Here is a 22,160-nt window from a genome sequence, read left to right as displayed (position 1 = left end):
CTTTAAGCTTTGATTCGTGGCGGCCCATGTAAACAGTAACCCCTTTATTCACCAGCCTTCTTCGATTTATATTTTCGCGTGTCGGCAAAGTACCGGCCAAGCGCGATGTGCAAATCGGCATCTTCGGCCGCGCCACCCAATTGCGTGCTGTCGGTGAGTTCGTCATTTGGACCGTGATAGTCGCTGCCCAAAAATTTTTGAATTAGGTCCAAATCGGCAAAGGAACCGCCAACCATCAATGCTGGTACACCTTTTTGCGCCAGTGCCCAACCGTCCTGCCGTTGAATGAACGCATTCGCATCGGTCGAGCTCTCAATCAACCGGCCCGTTTTTTTGGCTACTGCCTCGACAACTTGATCAAGCGGTGTCGTGCCCCGCCCGATGATCGTAACCTTGGACCCGCGCGGCGCGATGGCAATCATGTCAACGTTCAGCGATAATATAATCTGATCCAGCGGCAAAACTGGCTTTTCAGCGAAAGCATAAGCGCCAAGCAAGCCGCTTTCTTCAGCCGTCGTGGCAAGGAAGTAAATATCACGGTCATGCTTCTTCTTGGCCAAGGCGTCCGCGACTTCGTTCAGTACCGCGATGCCACTGGCATTATCGACCGCGCCATTGCAAATCCGGTCCGGCGCGCCCTCTGGCGCACAAATGCCCAAATGGTCCCAATGCCCCATATACAGGACCGCGCCTGCATTTTTTTTACGGCCCGGTATCTTGCCAATGACGTTGGAACTGTTGAAGCGATAGACGTCGGTTGTGACATTGACGTCAGCATCGATGCCCAGCACTTCGCCTGCATAGTCCGATTGTTTGGCATGGGCGCGCAGCTGGTCCCAATCCAGGCCCGCTGCGGTTACCAGCCCCACAGCAAATTCGGTTGTTATCGCGCCTTCCAATGATGCGCGTCTTTCAGCGCTTTCCAATCCAATCGGGCGCGACAAAAGCAAGCGGCGAAGCAAGGGCCAGTTGCCGTTGCTGTCGCCCACAAAAATGACTGCTTCTGCGCCAGCGGCAATCAATGCTTCGCGCCGGGCACGCGGCGACTTGAAAGGGTCGGGCACATTTTCCGCGTCGAAAAGCACAAGTGCAGCCTTTCCAGTAACATCGGCGCGAACAACTCCATCGGACGTCACGCCAGCTCCGGTAAACACCAAAGGCAGCTTGCTGTTGGCATATTCGGCTTGCTTACCAATTAGGATAACATCGTCAGACCCGATGCGAAGTTTCCTTCCCTTGCTGGTAAAGCTATATGTGGCGCTGCCCTGCCCGCGCTGAACCAATGGCACCGGCTCAAACCAGCTTCCGTCCGAAGCGGCAGGCTTCAGGCCAGCCTTCGCCCATTGCTCGGCAATATATTTTACCGTTTTCGTCTCGCCTTCGGTGCCTGGTTTCCGGCCTTCAAACGCATCGCTTGCGAGGATTTCGACATGGCCCCTTAAGTCCGCCTCAGTAACTGCTTTTGCCATGGCGGGACCGGACGCCAGAGCCAAAAGGCTCACAAACATTGCAGAATGGACAAGACGCATCGTTTTTCGCTCCGGACTAAGACACGACGTCACCCATCGTGCACAGGGAACGCTCTATCGTCGAATTGGGTCCCTTTATATATATCGATTTAATGATGCGACCTTTTAATAGACTTACTGCGCACGCGCAGATTGGCCCAGCGGGATATCAGCCGCATTTTTTTGTCCGCCATCAAAGAAATTCAGACCCTGAACCAAGTTCAGGGTGACTTTGGAGGCTGAAATATATATTCGTTGACCGCCCGTTATGCTGTACTGGTTTCACCATGGGGGTAGCGATGTTGAACGCGTTTCACGATGACGGGCGGATCATGCTGAACTTGTTTCAGCATCTTACTTCTTACTGTATCTTAACGTGCCTTAATATTAAAAACCGAATGCGTTTTCGGTAACAGCAGCGATTTGTGGTTCGTGTGGCCCAACACCGCGTTTGTATTCGGCACATGGACGGCACCGGCATCTTAATTTTTCCTTTGTAACTGTCGAATAAAGCGGCATAATCTATCGTTCATAATCGGGAGGTTTCAGCATGGAATATTTTTTTGGCCTGCTCGTGCTTATCGTCATCATATTTGTGATGATGGGCGTTACGGTGGTTCAGCAAGGCTTTATTTACACAATCGAGCGTTTTGGCCGCTACACCTATTCGGCCCAGCCCGGCCTGACGATCATCATCCCGTTTTTTGACCGCGTCGGACGCAAGGTCAATGTCATGGAACAGGTCCTTGATATTCCGGGGCAAGAAATCATCACCCGCGACAACGCGATGGTCGGCGTGGATGCTGTCGTTTTTTTCCAGGTGTTGGACGCGGCCAAGGCGGCTTATGAAGTGTCGGACCTGTATAACGCGATCATGCAGATCACGACGACCAACTTGCGGACTGTGATGGGCAGCATGGACCTCGACGAAACTTTGTCGAAGCGTGACGATATCAACGGCCGCCTGCTTTCGGTCGTGGATCATGCAACCAGTCCATGGGGCATCAAGATCACGCGCGTCGAGGTAAAGGATATTCGCCCACCCGCCGACATTTCCAACGCAATGGCGCGCCAAATGAAGGCGGAGCGCGAAAAACGTGCGCAAATCCTTGAGGCAGAGGGTCTACGCGCTGCCGAAATCCTGCGTGCAGAAGGTGAAAAGCAAAGCCAGATTTTGCAGGCCGAAGGACGCAAGGAAGCCGCCTTCCGCGATGCAGAAGCGCGCGAGCGCGAGGCCGAAGCAGAAGCAAAGGCAACGGTCATGGTATCCGATTCCATCGCGATATCGGGCACACAGGCGTTGAATTACTTCATCGCCCAGAAATATACCGAAGCCATCAGCCAGTTTGCGACCTCGCCCAATGCGAAGACAATCCTCTTCCCCGTTGAAGCTACGCAATTGATTGGAACGCTTGGCGGCATAGGCGAGCTTGCGAAAGACGCATTTGCGACGAAGGATAAATAAGGACCAGTTGGACAAAAGTCTGACCGGTTTCCCGCCTTCGCGCCGGCAACAAAAGATGATACTGGCGGAAATGGCGCAGCAGGGAGTAAAATAGATGGCAGAATGGCTCGATACGATATCAACCCACTGGTTCTGGCTGTCGCTTGGGCTGCTACTTGGCGTCGCCGAGATGGTTGCGCCAGGCTTTTTCCTGATGTGGCTTGGGCTGGCTGCTTTGATCGTCGGAATACTGGACTATTTCCTGCCCATTACGCTTGCCTATCAAGTTGCGATGTTCGCCATATTGTCTGTCCTTACCGTGTTTGCGGGTAAAAAGTTTTTGCAGAACAACCCGATTGAAACCGAAGACGCAATGTTGAATGACCGCGGCGCGCGTCTCACTGGCGAAATTGTTACCGTGGTTGAATCGATTACCAACGGCAATGGCCGTGTAAAAGTGGGCGATAGCGTTTGGTCCGCCCGGGGTGCCGACGCTGACGTTGGAGCCCGAGTTAAAGTCACCGGCGCAGACGGCGCAGTGCTTCTGGTTGAAGGGGCATAGGCGCAGGGCCTTTCCCACTTGCAATGTAGGATTTGCTTTGAGAGAAGCGCATGTTGACGCCGCAAGGTATCAACGCGGTTCTTTGACATCGTGACGGTCCTTTATGCTCCAAACAACGAAGTCTAACGCATCGTACCGGCGCGATTTTAGCCTGAGCCTGGCTGTGCCGCCAACCGGTTTAGGTGAGACTTTAGTGTGACCTTTCGTGCATTTTCGCCAAATATGTCCGGTCGCGGAACAGCTTAGCACTCCAAACGTTGTTTTGTTGCCGCTGTCACCGCTTTGCAGTGTGCAATCTTTTTGCCCGGCTTCATTTGCGGTCGGGCCCAATCAGAGGAGGCTCACATGGGCATATTCAGCAGTATTAAAGACGCGATCTTCGGCAAAAAGGCAGTTGCCGCCACGCCAAAGGCATCATCCGTCGCGCCAACCGAAATAGTCGCATCGGCCCCTCAGCCAGTCGAAAGCCAACAGGTGACCGAAGTCGACGTGATGGCAAACTTAGAAGCCATAGACGCAAACGATGGCCGCAACTTGAACTGGCGGTCATCGATTGTCGACCTGATGAAAATGCTTGGTATGGAAAGCTCGCTTCAGGAACGCAAAGACCTGGCGATGGAGCTCGGCTACACCGGCGAACTTGAAGGTTCGGCCGAAATGAACATGTGGCTCCACAAGGCCGTCATGCGCGAACTCGCCAAAAATGGTGGCAAGGTGCCAGCGGAACTTTTGGATTAATTCTGTGGCAAATGCGGCGCGCTTTATATGTCGATCAGATTGCCCAAATCTGGCTCAATAAATGTGCGCCGCGCTTGCACCGAAAACAGCCGCTCTTTGGAGTAAAAGCGAAGTGGCACATCCCGCCTTCCCCGGTCGGATAGAAGCAGCGCGTTGACCGCCTTGTACAGCGGTATTGCAGAATCGACTTCGGCCAGGTGCGCCTTTACCGCCTCGATATAGACCTGCGTGATGGTCTCATGATATCCTTGGCTGTCGTCATTCACGCCGCCTGCCGCGACATTATACGCCGAAATAATGCCTGCCATATCGGAAACGGGGTCAATGTCCGGGCGGTCTCGCAATAGCCAGGTACAGGCCGCCAAATGTGCCTCATGCGTCCACGCTTCGCGCGGCAAATTGCAGGCAAGTAAGCCTTCACCGATCGCCTCGATTGACGCATCATCTTCGAACAAGCGGATCTTAAAATCGGACATTTCCGGACTTCCAAATAGGCCCGGATATGTCCGGACGGGTTACGCGGCTTTAGGCGCTGATTGCCTTACACCTTCATCAACATGGTCTGCAAATTGCGCAAAATTGTCGATAAACTGTCGCACCAGCTTTTGCGCGGTAACGTCATACTCAGCGCCATCTGCCCACGCCGCACGCGGATCAAGGATACCGCTATCAACCCCAGCAACGGCAACCGGGAATTCAAACCCAAAATTCGGGTCTTTACGGAAATCTGCGGTGTTAAGACTGCCGTCAAGCGCCGCATTGAGCAACGCGCGCGTTGCCTTGATGGGCATGCGGCTAATCCCCGGCATCGTTGCCTTGCCGCCAGTCCATCCGGTGTTGACGAGCCAGCATTGTACGTTGCCCTTGGCAATGCGCTCTTTCAACAAATTGCCGTAGACGCTCGGGTGGCGCGGCATGAAAGGCGCACCAAAGCATGTCGAGAACGTCGCTTCAGGCTCAGTCACGCCAATCTCTGTTCCAGCAACCCGCGCGGTATAGCCCGACAGGAAGTGATACATTGCCTGATCAGGGGTCAGCCGAGCAATTGGCGGCAGGACGCCATAAGCGTCAGCGGTCAGAAAAATGATCGTCTTTGGCACTGGTCCCATATTCTTTTCCGAAGTGTTCGGAATAAACTCGATGGGGTACGACCCGCGACTGTTTTCGGCCAAACTGTTATCGTCAAAATCCAGTTCGCGCGTTTCAGGGTCAATGACAACATTTTCCAGAATTGTCCCAAAGCGCTTGGTCGTGGCGAAGATCTCTGGTTCTGCGTCGGCAGACAAGCGGATCATCTTTGCATAACAGCCGCCTTCAAAATTAAACACGGCAGTGTCGGACCAGCCATGTTCGTCGTCGCCGATTAACGTGCGGCTGGCATCTGCCGACAATGTCGTTTTTCCAGTACCCGACAGGCCAAAGAACACCGCAGTATCGCCATTGGCACCAATATTGGAGGAACAATGCATCGGCATCACGCCCTTGGCTGGCAACAGATAATTGAGGATGCCGAATACCGACTTCTTCATTTCACCAGCATATGCGGTGCCACCGATCAAGATCAACTTCTCGGTGAAGTTCACCGCAATGACGGTCTCGCTGCGGCAGCCATGCCGCGCTGGATCAGCGCGGAAGCTTGGCAAGTCAATGATCGTATATTCAGGCACGAAGCTAGCCAATTCCGGCTGCGTTGGCCGGACCAGCAGCGTGCGGATAAAAAGATTGTGCCATGCAAATTCGTTGATGACGCGCACATTCACGCGGTGCTCAGGCTGCGATCCGCCAAACAAATCGGCGACATACAGCTTGTCTTTCATACCTAGCGCAGCGATGAAATCCTCTTTCAATGCCGCAAAATGTGCAGGGTCCATCGCAACATTGGTTTTGCCCCACCAGATGCTGTCTTCGGTTTCGGCATCGCGGACAATGAATTTGTCCTTTGCCGAACGGCCAGTGTGCACCCCGGTTTTCACGACAAGCGGGCCGTCTTTGGCAAGAATGCCTTCTTCGTTCGCAAGCGCTGCTTCAACCAGTTGAGCAGTGCCCAAATTGCAATGCAATGTTGCGTCCGTGCCGAAACCCTGTTGCGATAGCGAGATGTTCAGTGGTGTCGACATAAGTAACTCCGGCGAAAAGTGGCGAATCTAGGGCATACGTATGCACCTTTAAGCGGCTGCCGGTATACGAAGCACAATATAAGGTCAAATGGCGTTGGCGGATAATCCTCAAAACAAACGTTATCCCCAACTCAATAAGCGGCCAAATAGCAATAGATTGAACCAACGCCCTTGCGTCACTATACTCAGTTCATGAGCGCCCAAATCGCCTTGGTTGATGATGACCGAAATATCCTTACTTCGGTATCCATCGCGATGCAGGCCGAGGGATATGTTACCCGGATATATTCGGATGGCGAAGCTGCCTTGAAAGCGCTTCTCGACAACCCCGCCGATCTTGGCATTTTTGATATCAAAATGCCGCGCATGGACGGGCTTGAGCTGCTGCGCCGACTGCGCGAAAAAAGCGATATGCCCGTCATATTCCTGACGTCAAAGGACGAGGAGCTGGACGAGGCACTTGGCCTAGCGATGGGCGCCGATGATTACATCACCAAACCGTTTTCGCAGCGTTTGTTGATCGCCCGGGTCAAAGCTATCCTTCGGCGCGCGACGTATGACAAGGCGGTCGTTAATGGCGAATCCGAACCCGAGCCCGACCCGATGGTTCGCGGAAAACTCGAAATGGATCCCGCCCGGCACCACGTCAAATGGGACGGCAGGTCGCTCACGCTGACGGTCACCGAATTTATGATCCTTGAGGCATTGGCAAACAGACCCGGCGTCGTACGCACCCGCGATCAGCTAATGGACGCGGCTTACCAAGACGATGTCTATGTCGACGACCGCACCATCGACAGCCATATCAAACGGCTTCGCCGCAAATTTCGCGAGATAGATCCGGAATTCACGGCAATCGATACGCTATATGGGGCCGGATATCGTTTCGCCGACAGCTGAGCCCGCTGACCTTCAGTTGGGATGGAGCCGTGGGTTATCGCTGACCACGCGGATTCTCGCTGTAAACCTGTTTGTGGTGGCATTACTTGGTGCGGGGCTATTCTTTCTCGACAGCTACCGCGTGCGCCTTATTGCCGAACGCGAACTGGCCGCCCGCAATCAGGCCACTTTCCTTGCCCGCAGCTTGCCTTTGGTCGCTTTCAAAAACCAAGCCGAATATGTCAACAAATTTGGCCAGCAACACCAGTCGCGAATCCGCATTTATAATCAAAGCGGTGTCAAAATTCTGGACAGCTTTGCCAATCAACGACCCACCTATGTGTTTCGCGACCCGGACAAGGAGCCGTGGCGCAAAGTTGCTGCCCGCGGGATCGACAAACTGTTTGACTTCCTTGTGGGGGCGCAGGTGCTTGAACCATTTGCAGAACCCAAAATGGACAACAGCCAAGCGTGGCAAGAAGTTGCACAGGCAACACCGGAAAGAGCCGCCTCCAATGTGCGCTTTGCCCCGGACCTTACCCATGTCATTAGCGCCGCTGCGCAATCTGATGACCAAAGCTATTATGTGCTGACGACAGCGAATGAGCGGGATATCCGGCTTTTTGTAAGGGCGGAACGGTTTAACATCGGGATGTTTTTCCTATTCGCATTGGGCATTGGCGTTTTGCTTTCGGTATTTCTTGCCCGCACTATCGTTCGGCCACTGCGTCATCTTTCGCGCGCAGCGGTTAAGGTTCGCCTCGGCCGGGCACAGGAAGTAACAGTGCCGAGATTGCCCTCGCGCCGCGACGAAATTGGCATGCTTGCGCGCGCATTATCCGATATGAGTATCGCGCTGCGACAGCGGATAGACGCCACCGAGGCCTTTGCCGCAGACGTTGCGCATGAGATTAAAAACCCTCTAGCGTCCTTGCGTTCGGCTCTTGATGGCGCAGAGCGGATTGAGGACCCGAAATTGCGAAAGCAGTTAATGGATGTCGCAAAGGCGGACGTGCAACGCATGGACCGGCTGATCAGCGACATATCGGACGCAAGCCGCGTGGATTCGCAGCTGGCAAAAGCAAAGTTTGAACCAATCGATCTCGGCGACATGATCGAACAACTGCTTCAGGCACGCGAAGACCGCGGGAGCGACAATGATGTAACGATCGCCTTTGCAAGGCCCCGCCGCAAGATTGCCACGGTGATGGGCGAAGACGTGCGCCTCGAACGCATGCTGACCAACTTAATCGATAATGCCGTTTCGTTTTCGCCCCCTGCATCCGTTGTCGAAATCGCTGCGACTTTGGCTGAAGATGAGGTGATTATTCGCATCAGCGACGAAGGTCCTGGCGTCCCGCCGCACGAACGAGAGGCCATTTTTCGGCGGTTTCACAGTGAACGGCCAGCTGCGGAGAATTTTGGCAAACATAGCGGACTGGGCTTGGCGATTGCGCGGACGATCATTGAAGGTCATCACGGGCGCATCGCCGTGCGTGACCGGGTTGATGGCAAAGGCGGGGCATGCTTCGAAATCGCCCTGCCCTGCGCGGCGACAGCGACAAGCTGATGCGCGAGATGCGGCATGGCAGCGCGGTGGCGATCGATGGGCACGCTGTCTTAATATTTGGGCCGTCGGGGAGCGGAAAATCAGACCTTGCACTTCGTTTAATCGACCGCGGTGCAACACTCATTAGCGACGATATGGTCGGAATTGAGTCCACCGATAACCACCTCGTATTGTCTGCTGCGCCGAACATCGCAGGCAAGATTGAATTGCGGGGCGTCGGGATTTGCACCGTGGATTTCGTACCTTCCGCGCCGCTTGCTCTTGTCGTCGAACTCACCCATGACGTTGACCGCATGCCATCCGACGACCAGCGCGCAGCGATTGGCAACTTCCGGGTCCCGATGGTGAAGCTTGATCCATTCGAACCGAGTAGCGCGTTAAAGGTGGAATGGGCGCTCCGCTCGGTGATTGACGCCGGACGTCTGCCAGTGGCAAAGCAGCAGACCGTAGCGAATGAAGGCACAGGATATTGAACCGAACGACATCGTCCGAACCCCAAAAAATCTTGCTGGTAACAGGCGTCTCCGGAGCAGGTAAGACGACAGTCCTCAAGACACTGGAGGATTTGGGCTGGGAAGCTGTCGATAATTTTCCGATTAACTTGGCCGGTCAATTGCTCAAAATACCTGCTTCGGGCGGTGACGATGGTCCCAATATCCCGTTGGCGCTCGGGTTTGACAGCAGAACGCGCGGTTTTGATGCCGAGGCATTGATCCGACAGATCAAGCATCTGCAAAACCAACCAAAACTGAATATACTCACGCTTTTTCTCGATTGTGCGGGCGTGGAAATCGAACGGCGCTACGCCGAAACACGGCGGCGCCATCCTATGGCACAGGACCGACCAGCGATGGACGGCATTGCTATTGACCGAACGCTGATGGAACCATTTCAACGCTGGGCAGAAAATGTCATCGATACCAGCAAGCTGTCCGCGCATGATTTGCAACAGGTGATCCGCGAACGCTACACGAGCGAGAAATCACCCCATTCGACCATCACAGTGACGAGTTTTGGCTATTCACGTGGCGTACCCCACAATGCCGACTTGGTGTTTGACCTGCGTTTTTTGCGTAATCCACATTGGGACAGCCTATTGCGTCCGTTGACTGGCTTGGACGCCAGCGTGTCTGAATATGTCGCGGCAGACCCGGAATATGACGAAGCAATGCAGAAAATCCGTGAGCTATTACGCTTTCTGCTGCCACTCTACGACGCCCAAGGAAAGGCCTACGTAAACATTGCATTTGGCTGCACAGGCGGGCGACATCGCTCGGTGCATGTGGCCGAAAAATTCGGCAATTGGCTGCGCGAAGATGGCTTTGCGCTCACCGTTTCGCATCGCAACCTGACGTCAAGACCGATTGACGCGCTTGAGGAGCCTGCTAACGGCGCAAACAGAACTATGTCGCGACAGGACAGTAAAAGCACATGATCGGTTTGATTTTAGTCACGCATGGCAAACTTGCGAACGAGTTCCTCGTTGCGCTAGAACATGTCGTGGGGCCGCAACGGGACGTCGCTACGATCTGCATCGGACCGCATGACGATATGGAAGCACGGCGCAACGAGATTGCCGCAGCCATTAAGAAGGTTGATACCGGAAAAGGCGTGATCATCCTATCTGACCTATTCGGCGGCACGCCATCCAACCTTGCCATCTCGTTGCTCGACGGCGGACGGGTCGAAGTTATCGCGGGCGTCAATCTTCCCATGCTGATCCGGCTGGATAGTGCGCGTAAGAACCTTGATGTTAAGGAGGCTGTGGCCGCAGCGCGCGAGGCGGGACGCAAATATATCAGTGTTGCGTCCGAAGTACTTGAGGCATCACGGTGACTCGCCTCAGCCGCAATGTCACAATCGTAAACCAAAAAGGTCTCCATGCGCGGGCAAGCGCCAAATTCGTCACATTTGTGAGCCGCCTTCCCGATGGTGTTAAGGTGGAAGTCGAGAAGGACGGACAGTCCGTCACCGGCACATCAATCATGGGGTTGATGATGCTAGGCGCGGCCAAAGGGAGCGAAATCATCATCCATGTAGAGGGTGAGCAAGCCGAACTTGCAATCGAGAAGCTTGTGGGACTGGTTGTCGACGGTTTCGGCGAAGACTGATGCGCCGTGAAATCACCGGATTTTCCAATCCGTTGTTAAAAGAAATCCGCGGGCTTCGCGAAAAAAAACTACGCAAACGCGCTGGTCTATTTCTTGCCGAAGGGCTTCGCATCATGACCGAAGCGCGCGAGGCCGGGTTTCTCCCGGAGATGCTGTTTCGTGTGAAAGACCGGCCCGTGCACGACCTTGTCATTCCACTTGAGAATCAAGTCCTTGCAGCTGGCGGCGATGTAATCGAAACAAGTGCCGACATTATGGCGAAATTGTCAGGCAAGGATAATGCGCAAACGGTCGTTGGCGTTTATCGCGACCACGCGACAGCACTGACCGAAATTGATCGCACTGCCGCTCCCATTTGGCTGGTCGCGCAATCGATGCGAGATCCTGGAAATTTGGGCACGATGTTGCGAACGGGCGATGCTGTTGGGGCTGGTGGCCTAATCCTGCTCGACGATTGCACCGATCCGTTTTCGGTTGAATCCGTACGCGCAAGCATGGGCGCAATTTTTACACAGAAGGTCGTTCAATGCCGCTGGGAGGAATTTACCGCGTGGTTACGCAGCGGCGAAGGCCAATTGGTTGGCACAAGCCTCCAAACTGAAACAGATTATCAGGCCGCGCGCTACAGTGCGCCTTGCTTTATTCTGACCGGCAACGAAGCGCAGGGCTTGCCCGGCGACTATGAAACCCAATGCGACATTTTGGTGAAAATGCCTATGCAGGGCAAGGCGGATAGCCTGAACGCGGCTGTCGCAACCGCGGTCATGTCATATGAAGTCTTGAACCAGTTCCGGCACTCGCAAGCGAATTGATCAGCGACCGCGGATGACTGTGTTTAATCCAAGGCGCGTTGGTCGGCAACTGACGCCGTTATCTCGCTTTCACTTTATCGCGGCAGAGCCTCAACCAACGGAATATCTTCCAGTTCACGCTTGCCAGTTTCAACGTTGAGCTCAGCAAATTTTCGTCCAGTGGACATGACATTGCGTTCAAAACTGCCGACGAATTTATTGTAATTGTTCACGGCGGAGGAAAGGCCGCTGCCGACCGATTTCAGGTGCTGCGCAGCAACGGCAAGGCGGTCGTACATTTCCTTCCCAAGCGCCCCGATTTGCTTCGCCTCGCGCGCCAATCCCTCTTGGCGCCACACGCTGGCGACAGTCCGGGCAATTGCGACGAGGTTGGTTGGTGTTGCCAAAAGTACCTTTTTGTCGAACGCAAAATCCCACAATTGGGGCTCATGCTCCAATGCGGCGGCCAAGAAATGCTCGCCAGGCACGAACATGATGACATAATCAGGTGCATCGGAAAACTGATCCCAATAGGCTTTACGCGACAGCCCATCGATGTGATTTTTCATCGACTGCGTGTGCCGCGTCATCGCGACAGCGCGTACATCATCATCCACCGAGTCAAACGCGTCCTGATAGTCGTTCAACGACACTTTGGCGTCGATGACCAAGGTTCGGCCACCAGGCACGTGAATGACCGCATCAGGCCGCAGCCGCAAACCGTCGCCGACGTCGATGCTGGTTTCCAAATCAAAATCGACATGCTCCGACAAGCCGCAGCTTTCGAGCACATTCTTTAATTGTTGTTCGCCCCAGCGTCCGCGTGCCTTAGGCGCGTTGCGTAACGAATTCATCAGGCCGGAGGCAACGCTCGACACGCGCTCCTGGCCAATACGCATTTCGCCGATCAGGCCCTTTAGGTCGCCATAAGCCTCTGTGCGATCCTTCTCGATTTTGCCAACTTGCTCTTCATAAGCCTTTAGTTTGTCGCCGACAGGGCCAAGCAGTTGCTTCAACCGCTCCTCGTTTTTCTCGCCAGCCTGATGGAAACGCTCGTCGGCGCGCTGCAAAAAGGCAGCTTGCGCCTCACCCAATAACTTTTGGCCGATCTCTCCAAATTGCGCGGACAGGTTCTCCTTTGCATCACCGAGGGCGGCAATCTGCTCGTCAAAGCTCCGCTCGCGCTCTTCGAGGCTGGTTTCAAGCCGCGCCAAGCGGTCCTTTGCACTGTCGCGTTCAATAACAACCTCATCGAGCATGGACCGCAACTGTGCCGTCGTTTCCAGCCCCGCATTTCCTGCGCGTCCGCCAGCAAACCAGCCAAGCACAAGGCCAGCCAACAAGGCGACCATCACGATGGCGATGACAATTAACGGCTCCAACGCGGACCTCCCATTTAAGAACGAAACTGGAACATAGCCGGTGAAGGCCGGAGGTCAAGTCGCTTCGACTGAGCTCCGTTGCGTCCTTTTCACCCGGGCGTAGCTCATCATGCTGAACGGCAACAACGCAGCATAGATGATGGCAGCGCCAATCAGCGCCACCCAAGGTGCCGCTACCAATGTAGCCGCAAATAAGCCAACGGCTGCAAGCGCCATGAACCGGAGGCTTCGCCGAACCTTGATCGACGACCAGCTGAACGTAGCGACATTGGAAATCATCAGAAGCGCGCACAGTAACAACCATGGCGCAAGCAATCGATAGTCGCGGACCCATTCAGCCCCGGTTTCGAACCAGATCATCATGGGCAGCAAAGCCAAGGCCGCACCGGGCGGCGAAGGCACGCCTGTGTTAAAGCCAGCGGATTTATGCGGCTGATTTTCGGTATCAATGCGCGCGTTAAACCGTGCAAGGCGCAGTGCGGCGCACAGCACAAAAAACACCGAAATCGTCCAGCCAAAACGGGGCATGTCCTGCATGGCCCACATATACATCACAAGCGCCGGGGTTGCCCCGAAAGCAATGACGTCCGAAAGCGAGTCCAGTTCCGCTCCAAACCGGCTCTCGCCCTTGAGCATTCGGGCTATGCGGCCATCCATGGCGTCCAACACGCCGGCGATCACAATCGCGGCTACGGCACTCTCCCATCGGCCTTGCATCGCAAACCACGCACCCGACAATCCAGTGCATAAAGCGAGCGCAGTGATTGCATTTGGCGCAAGCGCCCGCAGGGAAATACCGGGACGGGAGGAATGCGAGTCCATCAATGCGCGACGGCTATCAGATCCTGGTCTACGCCAAGTTCAGCGAGAACGGTCTCACCAGCGACGCAACGCTGCCCTTTGATGACGCGCGAAGAGGTGCCTTGCGGCAAGTATACATCAACACGGCTACCAAAACGGATCAGGCCAACACGCTGTCCATTCGCGACGCTATCGCCTTCTTTTACAAACGCGACGATGCGGCGCGCGACCAACCCTGCGATTTGGGTAAACCCGATCCGGACGCCGTCGCTACGTTCCACAAGAAAATGCTGACGTTCGTTTTCATCACTCGCTTTATCAAGGTCGGCATTCAAAAATTTGCCGGCAATGTATACAACGCGCTTGATCGTTCCGCGAATGGGAGTCCGATTGATATGCACATCAAAGACGCTCATGAAAATCGACACCCGCGTCATCGGCTCGTCGCCAAGGCCGTCCGGGCCACGCAATTCAGGCGGTGGAGGCACTTTTTCGATCAATGTGACGAGCCCGTCGGCGGGCGCAACAACGAAACGGTCCTCAATTGGCGTTGCGCGCGCTGGATCGCGGAAGAACGCCAACGTCCAAACGGTCACAGCGACCATTGGCCATGCGAGTGTTTCCCAGGCCATAAAGGCAAAAAAGAGGGTAATACCCCCGGCGATAAGTCCGAACTTGCGGCCCTCAGGGTGGACGGGCGGAAATGACCATTTCGCGACCCCGGTCCCCCGGTTTGTCAATTCTTGTCTGCTCATAGGGCCTAGCTAGGGGATGCTTGGCAATGTTACAACCATAGATGCCATTTCCGCCATTCTCCGACAATCATGGGGAGTCGGTTGAACATATGACAGACTTTGCTATGGCTCCGTTCAAATTCCAAACTCCCTTACGGAAAGTGCTTTCTGCCATGGCAAAAATTAAGGTCAAAAATCCGGTCGTCGAACTCGATGGTGACGAAATGACTCGCATCATCTGGGAGTGGATACGTGAGCGGCTCATTTTGCCGTATCTCGACATTGACCTGAAATATTATGACCTCGGCATGGAATATCGCGACAAGACCAATGACAAGGTGACAGTCGAATCCGCGAATGCCATTCGCGAATTCGGTGTGGGCGTCAAATGCGCGACAATCACGCCGGATGAAGCGCGCGTCGAAGAATTCGGGCTGCAAAAAATGTGGAAATCGCCCAATGGCACCATCCGCAACATTCTGGGCGGCGTGGTTTTCCGCGAGCCCATCGTGATCCAGAACGTCCCGCGCTTGATCCCTGGCTGGACCGACCCAATTGTCATTGGACGCCATGCTTTCGGTGACCAATATCGCGCGACCGATTTCCTCGTTCCCGGCCCCGGTACACTTCGTCTGGTGTGGGAAGGTGACGATGGCGGTAAGATTGACGAAGAGGTTTTCCGTTACCCGTCGCCCGGTGTGGCGCTTGCTATGTATAACCTCGACGACTCTATCCGCGACTTTGCGCGGGCGTCTTTGAATTACGGCGTAACGCGTGAATGGCCCGTATATCTATCGACCAAAAACACGATCCTGAAATATTATGATGGGCGTTTTAAAGATCTGTTTCAGGAAGTGTTTGAGGCGGAATTCGCCGAAAAATTCAAGGAATTGGGCATCGTCTACGAACACCGTTTGATTGACGACATGGTCGCATCTGCGCTGAAATGGTCAGGCAAATTTATCTGGGCGTGTAAAAATTATGATGGCGACGTCCAGTCCGACCAAGTTGCGCAAGGTTTCGGTTCGCTCGGCCTGATGACCTCAATCCTGATGACGCCAGATGGCAAGACTGTTGAAGCAGAAGCAGCGCACGGAACCGTTACCCGCCACTTCCGTCAACATCAGCAAGGCAAGGCAACCTCTACGAACCCGATTGCGTCGATTTTCGCCTGGACGGGCGGCTTGAAATTCCGCGGCAAGTTCGACGAAACACCAGATGTGACGCGTTTTGCAGAAACACTTGAAGAAGTCTGCATTCAGACCGTCGAAGATGGCCACATGACCAAGGATTTGGCGATCCTGATCGGCCCGGATCAGGCATGGATGACCACCGAACAGTTTTTTGAACAAGTCCGCGCCAATCTCGAAGTCAAAATGGGCAGTTGGCAGTAACGAGACTATTCCGAACAGGGCGCGGGGTAAAACTCTCGCGCCTTTTTTGTCGCGCCGCCCTTTCCTTCTGATGCTGCATATGCGTAAAAGGGTGAATGGCAGCCGAACTCAATACCGACGGTTTACGCGACGTCATAGTTATTTTAGCCGCGGCCGGTGTGGTCATTCCCGCGTTCGCGCGGTTTCGCATTACCCCCATTATCGGCTTCATTCTCGTTGGCATCCTTGTTGGCCCGATGGGGTTGGGAAGCTTGGTAAGCAAATATCCGGCGCTCGAATGGGTGACCATTTCAGACACTGAAAGTATAAGCCCCATCGGCGAATACGGCATTATTTTGCTACTGTTCTCCATCGGCCTCGAGCTCTCTTTTCGGCGACTGTGGAAAATGCGACGCCTCGTTTTTGGTGTTGGCGCAGCGCAATTGTTCGGCGCAGGTCTGATCATCGCTGCCGGTCTCTTGTTATTCGGCTATGGCCCAACGGCTGCAATGGGCATTGGAATTGCGCTCGCCTTATCCTCAACTGCGCTTGTCCTTCCAATCGCAGGCACGCATTCGGCCGTAGGTAAATCCGCTTTGGCGATGTTGCTGTTCGAAGACCTCGCGATTGTTCCGATAATCTTCGTGCTGGGCGCACTTGCACCAAAGGCGGGCGACAGCTCGTGGGAAGGTCTGTTTACGGTCCTGTGGCAAGGTGGCCTCGTTATCGCTGCAATGTTGGTACTTGGCAGGTTCCTCCTGCCGCGCTTGTTTGGTCAGGCCGCCCGCACAAAAAGCCCCGAGCTATTTGTATCGGTGAGCTTGTTGGTCGTAATCGTCGCCAGCCTGGCAACAGGTGCGGTTGGGCTTTCACCTATCGTCGGCGCAATTATTGCCGGGCTTTTGATAGCCGAAACGGATTACCAGAGCGAAGTCGAGGTGATGACCGCTCCTTTCAAGGGCCTTGCTCTCGGCGTTTTCCTGATCAGCGTCGGTATGCAGATCGACCTTAGCTATGTCGCCGACAACTGGCCCACATTACTTGGTGCTGTGGCTGCTGTTGTCATCATCAAGGCAATCGTCACCGCCTCACTTTTGAAGCTGAATGGTGCGCGGACGGGCACTGCGACCGAAACGGGCGTGTTGATGGGCAGTCCGTCGGAAACAACGCTGATTGTCTTGGGCGCCGCTGGCGCAGCGCAGATCATCGACGGTGCGACGATCAATTTCTGGCAAGTTGCGACCGCCATTGGTTTGACCATTACTCCCATATTGGCGCGAATAGGTCATGACATGGCAACGCGGCTTGAGATGCGGGAAAGCGATGATGCAGCCGTCGAAAATGATGCGACAACCGATCCTCGTACGGTCGTCATCGGCTTTGGTCGGGTGGGCAAACTTGTTGCAGATATGCTGGTCACGCATGGCCAGCCTTATGTTGCGGTCGAATCCAATATCGACACGGTGGCAGTCGCCCGCCGTCAGGGATACAAAGTCATATATGGCGATATTTCGCGACCCGAAACGCTTGATAAGCTTCATCTGGGCTATGCCCGCGCGCTCATTCTCACAATGGACCAACCCGTTTTGGCCGAACATATCGTTAAACGCGTACGCGCGTGGCTGCCCGATATAACCATCGTCGCACGTGCCCGCGACCCTGACCACGCCGCGCGACTTTATCAAGCCGGCGCAAGCGACGCCGTGCCTGAAACACTCGAAAGCTCGCTTCAATTGTCAGAAGCCGTTCTGGTCGACCTCGGCGTTGCCATGGGACCCGTCATCGCCTCGATCCATGAAAAGCGAGACGAGTTCCGGCGGCAGATAAAGGAAGCCGGAGGCCTTGACGAGGCCCCCAAACTTAAACTCACAAGTTAACCTGCAATTTTTGCCCTGATCGCGTCCAGCGCCGCCTGCGCAAGCTCAGCGCCTGCAGGGCCGCCGCCTTGTGCCATGTCGGGGCGACCACCGCCACCTTGCGCGCCCATGGCCTCGGTTGCCACGCGAACGAGGTCAGGCGCAGTCACTGTGCCATGCAGTGCGGGTGATACAGCGACCACGACCGTGTTGCTGTTTTCATTCGCCGCAATGATAGCCACGATGCCAGACCCTATTGCTTTCATGTGATCATCGGCCAAGCCACGCAGTGCCTTGGGCTCAATACCCGAAATGACTTGCCCCATGAAAGTCACATTGCCGATTTGCTCTGCCTCAGCTTTGGGACCACCGCCGCCTGACAATGCGAGCGCGTTCTTCGCTTCGGACAACTCTTTTTCCAACCGCTTGCGTTCGCTCATTAGCGTCTCAATGCGCGCACCAACTTCATCAGGTGCCGTTTTTAGAAGCGCGGCAAGGTTTTTCAGTTGGGTTTCACGGCCAACGAGCCAAAGCCGCGCCGCTTCGCCCGTCAGAGCTTCGATCCGGCGGATACCGCTTGCCACCGCACCTTCGGAGATAATCGCAAACAATGCAATGTCGCCAAGCGCGTTCACGTGCGTGCCGCCGCACAACTCGACGGAGTAATCGGCATCATCGCCTTTGCCCATGGTCAACACCCGCACTTCGTCGCCATATTTTTCGCCGAATAAAGCGAGCGCACCAGCAGCGACGGCATCATCGGGTGTCATCAACCGAGTCGTGACGGCCTGATTGCCGCGAATTTGGGCATTCACATCCGCTTCTACCAATGCGATCTCTTCAGCCGTGAGCGCCTGATTATGCGAAAAATCGAAACGTAACCGCTCCGGCGCAACCATGCTGCCCTTTTGAGTCACATGGCTGCCAAGACGGTGCCGCAGCGATGCGTGCAGCAAATGCGTTGCGCTGTGGTTCGCCCGAAGGGCATCACGGCGCTCGGTATCGATTTTCAGCGTTACAAAATCGCCAACTTTAATCTGGCCAGTGCCAATGGTCACTTGATGGGCATGCAGACGTCCCAAAGGTTTGGCCGTGTCAGTAACTTCGCCAACCAATTTGGTGCTGGAAATCACCCCGGCATCACCCATTTGACCACCGCTCTCTCCATAAAATGGCGTCTGGTTCGTGATTACTGTCACGGTATCATTTTCAACTGCAGACTGTACTTCAATACCGTCATTGACGAGCGCAACGACCTGCCCCTCGCCCTCGCTGGCCGCGTAGCCAGTAAATTCCGTCTCACCGACACGCTCCACGATGTCGAACCACACATCGTCCGATGCCTTGGCGCCTGAGCCTTTCCATGCCGCCCGGGCCATCGCTTTCTGCGCGTTCATCGCGATTTCGAAACCGGCCTGATCGATGCCGAAGCCCTGCGCGCGGAGCGCATCTTCGGTTAGATCATATGGAAAACCGAATGTGTCATAAAGCTTGAAAGCTGTCTCGCCTGCCAAGACGTCGCCCGCAGTCATACCCGACGTGGCTTCATCGAGCAGCTTGATGCCTTTGTCGAGCGTCCGGCGGAACTGCGTTTCTTCTTGGCGAAGCGTTGCTTCAATAAGCGGCTGCGCGCGCAATAATTCTGGGTACGCAACCCCCATTTCCGAAACAAGGCTACCGACAAGACGATGCATCAACGGCTCTTTTGCGCCGAGTATGTGCGCATGGCGCATGGCGCGGCGCATGATGCGGCGCAAAACATAACCGCGGCCTTCATTGGAGGGCATAACGCCATCAGCCAAAAGGAAGCTGGTCGAACGCAAATGGTCGGCGATGACGCGATGACTCGCCTTTTGTTCGCCAACAGCCTTCGTGCCCGTCAGTTCTTCTGACGCGTTAATGAGGGCCTTGAACGTGTCGGTGTCGTAATTGTCGTGAACCCCCTGCATGACCGCAGCGATGCGCTCAAGCCCCATGCCAGTATCGATCGATGGCTTTGGCAAGGGCACGTCGGTGCCGTCATCCTGCCGCTCAAATTGCATGAACACGAGGTTCCAGATTTCGACAAAACGGTCGCCATCCTCAGTTGGGCTTCCCGGAGGACCACCGAAAATATGATCGCCATGGTCATAGAATATTTCACTGCATGGACCGCACGGCCCAGTATCGCCCATGGACCAGAAATTGTCGCTGGTGGCGATACGGATTATCCGTTTTTCAGGCAGACCGGCAATTTTGCGCCACAAGTCAAAGGCCTCGTCGTCGGTGTGGTAGACCGTCGTGGTCAACCGCGAAGGGTCAAGGCCCCATTCTTTGGTCAATAATGTCCATGCGTGGGTAATCGCCTGCTCTTTGAAATAATCGCCGAACGAGAAATTACCCAGCATTTCGAAAAATGTATGGTGGCGCGCAGTGTAGCCGACATTATCAAGGTCATTGTGCTTTCCGCCAGCACGCACACATTTCTGGCTTGAGGCAGCGCGCGGGGTGTCCCGGCTTTCAAGGCCAGTGAACACGTTTTTAAACGGCACCATCCCGGCATTGACGAACATCAACGTCGGGTCATTATAAGGCACGAGCGGCGCAGATTGTACTACGTCATGGCTAGCGCCCCCGAAATAATCGAGGAAGCCGCGGCGGATATCATTGGTCGAAGTCATAGTGTCAGCGACTTAGTGAACGACTCGCCGCGCTGCAAGCTGGATATACAGTCTGGCAGCAAGGTCAAGCGTAGGCATACGGCCCGCCTTTTTCGAGAGCTGTCTTGAATGCGGGGCGGGCGTGAATTTTTTCCACATAGGCCATCAGGTTTGGCCGGTTCGCGGCCTGTCCCATTTTGACTGCCGCTTCTGCAGGAAAACTCATCATGATGTCGGCACCAGTCATCTGATCTCCGACAAACCAACCCGTCGCGGCAAGACTGTCTTCCATAAATGTAAAATGGCTGTCCAATTGTTGATGGATACGCGGATGTAACGGCGCAGCCGCTTCACCCAAACGCGCGGTGTAAAGGTTCAACAGGATCGGTGTCATCGCCGAACCTTCGGCAAAATGCATAAATTCCAGATAGCGGATATGGCTGTCAGTGCCGCGCGCCGGAACAAGAGCGCCACCGCCATGACGCTCACAGAGATATTCGACGATCGCGCCGGATTCAAAAATTACCTGTCCATCTTCTTCAATAAGCGGCGATTTGCCCAACGGATGGACCTGACACAGCGCGTCCGGGGCAAGATTGGTGACGGGATCACGTCGATAATGCTGGATTTCATATGAGAGGTTCAATTCCTCCAGAAGCCACAAAACTCGCTGCGATCGTGAATTATTAAGATGATGCACTATGATGGTCATGGCCGTTCCTTCTTTGAATGTTCGTAATTGGCGTGGATGAGCGCCGCAACTTCGCGCAAAAGCTTTGCTGCGACGATTGCAGTGATGTCATTGATGTCGCGCGCAGGGTTAAGTTCAACGATATCGGCCCCGACAATGTGGGCACGCTGCCTCGACAGGATGGAGAGGACCTCGCGCACCGTCAGGCCACCTGGCTCTGGATGGGCCACGCCCGGCGCTTCTGACGGGTCAATACCATCTATATCAATGCTGATATATAAAGGGCCATCGAGCACCGGCACGTGCTCGGGCCGAAAATCGAGCATCGGCAGAATTTCCACATTGTAGCGGTGGGCCTGTTCACGGCAGTGGCGGTTCAATGTGCGGATACCAACCTGAACAATACGCTTGGCGTGGCCCGCTTCCAATATGCGTGCGAAGGGTGAGGCATGACTGCGCGGGTTGCCTTCAAAATTTTCATAAATATCGGGATGGGCATCAAAATGCAGGATGTTCAGCGGTCCATGATGCTGCGCCAGCGCCGCAACCACAGGGTAAGTCACCGCATGGTCCCCGCCAAGCAAAAGGGGGATCGCGCTATTGCCGAAGGCTTGAACGACAGCTTGCTTGATCAACGCATCATCGGCAACGCAATCCACATCCGATAACTGCAAGTCACCGAGGTCTTGTAGCATGACGTCCGTGCCGATTTCGAGGCCTGACTGCGCAGACAAATTGCCCCGGTCGCTCCATAAAGCAGCGCGGATTGCAGCAGGTGCCAAGACTGCCCCTCGTTCAAACGAACTGTTCTGGTCCGTTGGCAATCCGATAAGATGAATGAGCGGGTTCATGTGATCAGTTGGGCTGGAGCAATCGTTACTGTCAAGGGCCAGCGTTTTTATAAGCTAAAATATGGGCACCATATTGGTGAATGCACTTCGAACCAGACGCAAATGACCCGCCC

At 54.8% G+C, this 22,160-nt stretch carries 21 protein-coding genes; 12 read left to right on the top strand and 9 right to left on the bottom strand.

The genetic code is table 11. The annotated features are described in order from the left end of the window. Positions 1-44: 44 nt before the first annotated feature. Positions 45-1,529 (bottom strand): M28 family peptidase, encoded by a 1,485-nt coding sequence (locus tag ACLL9E_RS11965; protein WP_411291963.1) that lies wholly within the window; start codon positions 1,527-1,529, stop codon positions 45-47. A 529-nt stretch (positions 1,530-2,058) separates the two neighbouring features. Here ACLL9E_RS11965 and ACLL9E_RS11960 point away from each other — a divergent pair. From ACLL9E_RS11960 to ACLL9E_RS11950, 3 genes are all read left to right on the top strand, one after another. After that, on the top strand, positions 2,059-2,973 hold the full coding sequence (locus ACLL9E_RS11960; protein ID WP_411291962.1) for an SPFH domain-containing protein: 915 nt from the start codon (positions 2,059-2,061) through the stop codon (positions 2,971-2,973). Positions 2,974-3,067: 94 nt separating this feature from the next. Further along, positions 3,068-3,514, top strand: a complete 447-nt coding sequence (locus ACLL9E_RS11955) for an NfeD family protein (protein ID WP_411291961.1) — start codon at positions 3,068-3,070, stop codon at positions 3,512-3,514. A gap of 345 nt (positions 3,515-3,859) precedes the next feature. Continuing rightward, positions 3,860-4,252, top strand: a complete 393-nt coding sequence (locus ACLL9E_RS11950; RefSeq protein ID WP_411291960.1) for a DUF3597 domain-containing protein — start codon at positions 3,860-3,862, stop codon at positions 4,250-4,252. Positions 4,253-4,275: 23 nt separating this feature from the next. On the opposite strand, the gene ACLL9E_RS11945 is transcribed toward ACLL9E_RS11950, so the two are convergent. Further along, a complete protein-coding gene (locus ACLL9E_RS11945) occupies positions 4,276-4,728 on the bottom strand; it encodes a hypothetical protein (protein WP_411291959.1) in 453 nt (150 codons plus the stop codon). Positions 4,729-4,767: 39 nt separating this feature from the next. Further along, positions 4,768-6,369 carry a phosphoenolpyruvate carboxykinase gene (locus tag ACLL9E_RS11940; RefSeq protein ID WP_411291958.1) on the bottom strand — a complete coding sequence of 534 codons (1,602 nt, stop codon included), beginning with the start codon at positions 6,367-6,369 and terminating at the stop codon, positions 4,768-4,770. 192 nt (positions 6,370-6,561) lie between these two features. On the opposite strand from ACLL9E_RS11940, the gene ACLL9E_RS11935 reads away from it, so the two are divergent. From ACLL9E_RS11935 to ACLL9E_RS11905, 7 genes are read left to right on the top strand one after another with little or no spacing between them, the layout of a single operon-like run. Further along, the gene (locus ACLL9E_RS11935; protein WP_411291957.1) at positions 6,562-7,269 is read left to right on the top strand and encodes a response regulator; all 708 of its coding nucleotides are present in this window, start codon (positions 6,562-6,564) and stop codon (positions 7,267-7,269) included. Next, the gene (locus ACLL9E_RS11930; RefSeq protein WP_411291956.1) at positions 7,238-8,818 is read left to right on the top strand and encodes an ATP-binding protein; all 1,581 of its coding nucleotides are present in this window, start codon (positions 7,238-7,240) and stop codon (positions 8,816-8,818) included. Before ACLL9E_RS11935 ends, ACLL9E_RS11930 begins: the two co-directional genes overlap by 32 nt. Next, a complete protein-coding gene (locus ACLL9E_RS11925) occupies positions 8,773-9,291 on the top strand; it encodes an HPr kinase/phosphorylase (protein WP_411291955.1) in 519 nt (172 codons plus the stop codon). Before ACLL9E_RS11930 ends, ACLL9E_RS11925 begins: the two co-directional genes overlap by 46 nt. Further along, positions 9,288-10,253, top strand: a complete 966-nt coding sequence (rapZ, locus tag ACLL9E_RS11920; RefSeq protein WP_411291954.1) for an RNase adapter RapZ — start codon at positions 9,288-9,290, stop codon at positions 10,251-10,253. The genes ACLL9E_RS11925 and rapZ overlap by 4 nt, the downstream gene beginning before the upstream one ends. Continuing rightward, positions 10,250-10,654, top strand: a complete 405-nt coding sequence (locus tag ACLL9E_RS11915; RefSeq protein ID WP_411291953.1) for a PTS sugar transporter subunit IIA — start codon at positions 10,250-10,252, stop codon at positions 10,652-10,654. Before rapZ ends, ACLL9E_RS11915 begins: the two co-directional genes overlap by 4 nt. Continuing rightward, on the top strand, positions 10,651-10,929 hold the full coding sequence (locus ACLL9E_RS11910; RefSeq protein WP_411291952.1) for an HPr family phosphocarrier protein: 279 nt from the start codon (positions 10,651-10,653) through the stop codon (positions 10,927-10,929). Before ACLL9E_RS11915 ends, ACLL9E_RS11910 begins: the two co-directional genes overlap by 4 nt. Continuing rightward, positions 10,929-11,741 carry a TrmH family RNA methyltransferase gene (locus tag ACLL9E_RS11905; RefSeq protein WP_411291951.1) on the top strand — a complete coding sequence of 271 codons (813 nt, stop codon included), beginning with the start codon at positions 10,929-10,931 and terminating at the stop codon, positions 11,739-11,741. Before ACLL9E_RS11910 ends, ACLL9E_RS11905 begins: the two co-directional genes overlap by 1 nt. Before the next feature lie 74 nt (positions 11,742-11,815). Here the strand turns inward: ACLL9E_RS11905 and rmuC are convergent, their stop codons facing one another. The 3 genes from rmuC to ACLL9E_RS11890 form a co-directional block, all read right to left on the bottom strand. Then, positions 11,816-13,072: a DNA recombination protein RmuC gene (gene rmuC, locus ACLL9E_RS11900; RefSeq protein WP_411291983.1), complete on the bottom strand. Its 1,257-nt coding sequence runs from the start codon at positions 13,070-13,072 to the stop codon at positions 11,816-11,818. A gap of 84 nt (positions 13,073-13,156) precedes the next feature. Beyond that, positions 13,157-13,924, bottom strand: coding sequence for a CDP-alcohol phosphatidyltransferase family protein (locus tag ACLL9E_RS11895; RefSeq protein WP_411291950.1), 768 nt, complete (start codon positions 13,922-13,924; stop codon positions 13,157-13,159). Next, positions 13,924-14,658 carry a phosphatidylserine decarboxylase gene (locus ACLL9E_RS11890; RefSeq protein ID WP_411291949.1) on the bottom strand — a complete coding sequence of 245 codons (735 nt, stop codon included), beginning with the start codon at positions 14,656-14,658 and terminating at the stop codon, positions 13,924-13,926. The genes ACLL9E_RS11895 and ACLL9E_RS11890 overlap by 1 nt, the downstream gene beginning before the upstream one ends. A 152-nt stretch (positions 14,659-14,810) precedes the next feature. Here ACLL9E_RS11890 and ACLL9E_RS11885 point away from each other — a divergent pair, with 152 nt between their 5' ends. Both ACLL9E_RS11885 and ACLL9E_RS11880 read left to right on the top strand, forming a co-directional pair. Further along, entirely contained in the window at positions 14,811-16,031 is a 1,221-nt protein-coding gene (locus ACLL9E_RS11885; RefSeq protein ID WP_411291948.1) for an NADP-dependent isocitrate dehydrogenase, read from the top strand. A 95-nt stretch (positions 16,032-16,126) separates the two neighbouring features. Beyond that, entirely contained in the window at positions 16,127-17,887 is a 1,761-nt protein-coding gene (locus ACLL9E_RS11880; RefSeq protein WP_411291947.1) for a cation:proton antiporter, read from the top strand. Here ACLL9E_RS11880 and alaS read toward each other — a convergent pair. From alaS to speB, 3 genes are all read right to left on the bottom strand, one after another. Next, entirely contained in the window at positions 17,884-20,526 is a 2,643-nt protein-coding gene (gene alaS, locus ACLL9E_RS11875) for an alanine--tRNA ligase (protein ID WP_411291946.1), read from the bottom strand. The two genes, ACLL9E_RS11880 and alaS, sit on opposite strands and share 4 nt — an antisense overlap. 64 nt (positions 20,527-20,590) lie before the next feature. Continuing rightward, positions 20,591-21,217, bottom strand: a complete 627-nt coding sequence (locus ACLL9E_RS11870) for a glutathione S-transferase family protein (RefSeq protein ID WP_411291945.1) — start codon at positions 21,215-21,217, stop codon at positions 20,591-20,593. Then, entirely contained in the window at positions 21,214-22,047 is an 834-nt protein-coding gene (speB, locus tag ACLL9E_RS11865) for an agmatinase (protein ID WP_411291944.1), read from the bottom strand. The genes ACLL9E_RS11870 and speB overlap by 4 nt, the downstream gene beginning before the upstream one ends. Positions 22,048-22,160 lie beyond the last annotated feature (113 nt).

It is taken from the genome of Sphingorhabdus sp. (genome assembly GCF_046596595.1).
GTDB lineage: Bacteria > Pseudomonadota > Alphaproteobacteria > Sphingomonadales > Sphingomonadaceae > Sphingorhabdus_B.
Note: the sequence above shows the minus strand (reverse complement) of the source record. Positions and strands in the feature narration are given on the sequence as shown.

Bases quoted from the DNA above. Each gene is read 5' to 3' on its own strand.
- ACLL9E_RS11905 (WP_411291951.1), top strand. From the start codon at position 10,929: ATGCGCCGTGAAATCACCGGATTTTCCAATCCGTTGTTAAAAGAAATC.
- rmuC (WP_411291983.1), bottom strand. From the start codon at position 13,072: ATGGTCGCCTTGTTGGCTGGCCTTGTGCTTGGCTGGTTTGCTGGCGGA.
- ACLL9E_RS11945 (WP_411291959.1), bottom strand. From the start codon at position 4,728: ATGTCCGATTTTAAGATCCGCTTGTTCGAAGATGATGCGTCAATCGAG.
- ACLL9E_RS11930 (WP_411291956.1), top strand. From the start codon at position 7,238: ATGGGGCCGGATATCGTTTCGCCGACAGCTGAGCCCGCTGACCTTCAG.
- ACLL9E_RS11895 (WP_411291950.1), bottom strand. From the start codon at position 13,924: ATGGACTCGCATTCCTCCCGTCCCGGTATTTCCCTGCGGGCGCTTGCG.
- alaS (WP_411291946.1), bottom strand. From the start codon at position 20,526: ATGACTTCGACCAATGATATCCGCCGCGGCTTCCTCGATTATTTCGGG.
- ACLL9E_RS11925 (WP_411291955.1), top strand. From the start codon at position 8,773: ATGCTTCGAAATCGCCCTGCCCTGCGCGGCGACAGCGACAAGCTGATG.
- ACLL9E_RS11950 (WP_411291960.1), top strand. From the start codon at position 3,860: ATGGGCATATTCAGCAGTATTAAAGACGCGATCTTCGGCAAAAAGGCA.
- ACLL9E_RS11880 (WP_411291947.1), top strand. From the start codon at position 16,127: ATGGCAGCCGAACTCAATACCGACGGTTTACGCGACGTCATAGTTATT.
- ACLL9E_RS11915 (WP_411291953.1), top strand. From the start codon at position 10,250: ATGATCGGTTTGATTTTAGTCACGCATGGCAAACTTGCGAACGAGTTC.
- ACLL9E_RS11965 (WP_411291963.1), bottom strand. From the start codon at position 1,529: ATGCGTCTTGTCCATTCTGCAATGTTTGTGAGCCTTTTGGCTCTGGCG.
- ACLL9E_RS11940 (WP_411291958.1), bottom strand. From the start codon at position 6,369: ATGTCGACACCACTGAACATCTCGCTATCGCAACAGGGTTTCGGCACG.
- ACLL9E_RS11885 (WP_411291948.1), top strand. From the start codon at position 14,811: ATGGCAAAAATTAAGGTCAAAAATCCGGTCGTCGAACTCGATGGTGAC.
- ACLL9E_RS11935 (WP_411291957.1), top strand. From the start codon at position 6,562: ATGAGCGCCCAAATCGCCTTGGTTGATGATGACCGAAATATCCTTACT.
- ACLL9E_RS11870 (WP_411291945.1), bottom strand. From the start codon at position 21,217: ATGACCATCATAGTGCATCATCTTAATAATTCACGATCGCAGCGAGTT.
- ACLL9E_RS11960 (WP_411291962.1), top strand. From the start codon at position 2,059: ATGGAATATTTTTTTGGCCTGCTCGTGCTTATCGTCATCATATTTGTG.
- ACLL9E_RS11955 (WP_411291961.1), top strand. From the start codon at position 3,068: ATGGCAGAATGGCTCGATACGATATCAACCCACTGGTTCTGGCTGTCG.
- speB (WP_411291944.1), bottom strand. From the start codon at position 22,047: ATGAACCCGCTCATTCATCTTATCGGATTGCCAACGGACCAGAACAGT.
- ACLL9E_RS11890 (WP_411291949.1), bottom strand. From the start codon at position 14,658: ATGAGCAGACAAGAATTGACAAACCGGGGGACCGGGGTCGCGAAATGG.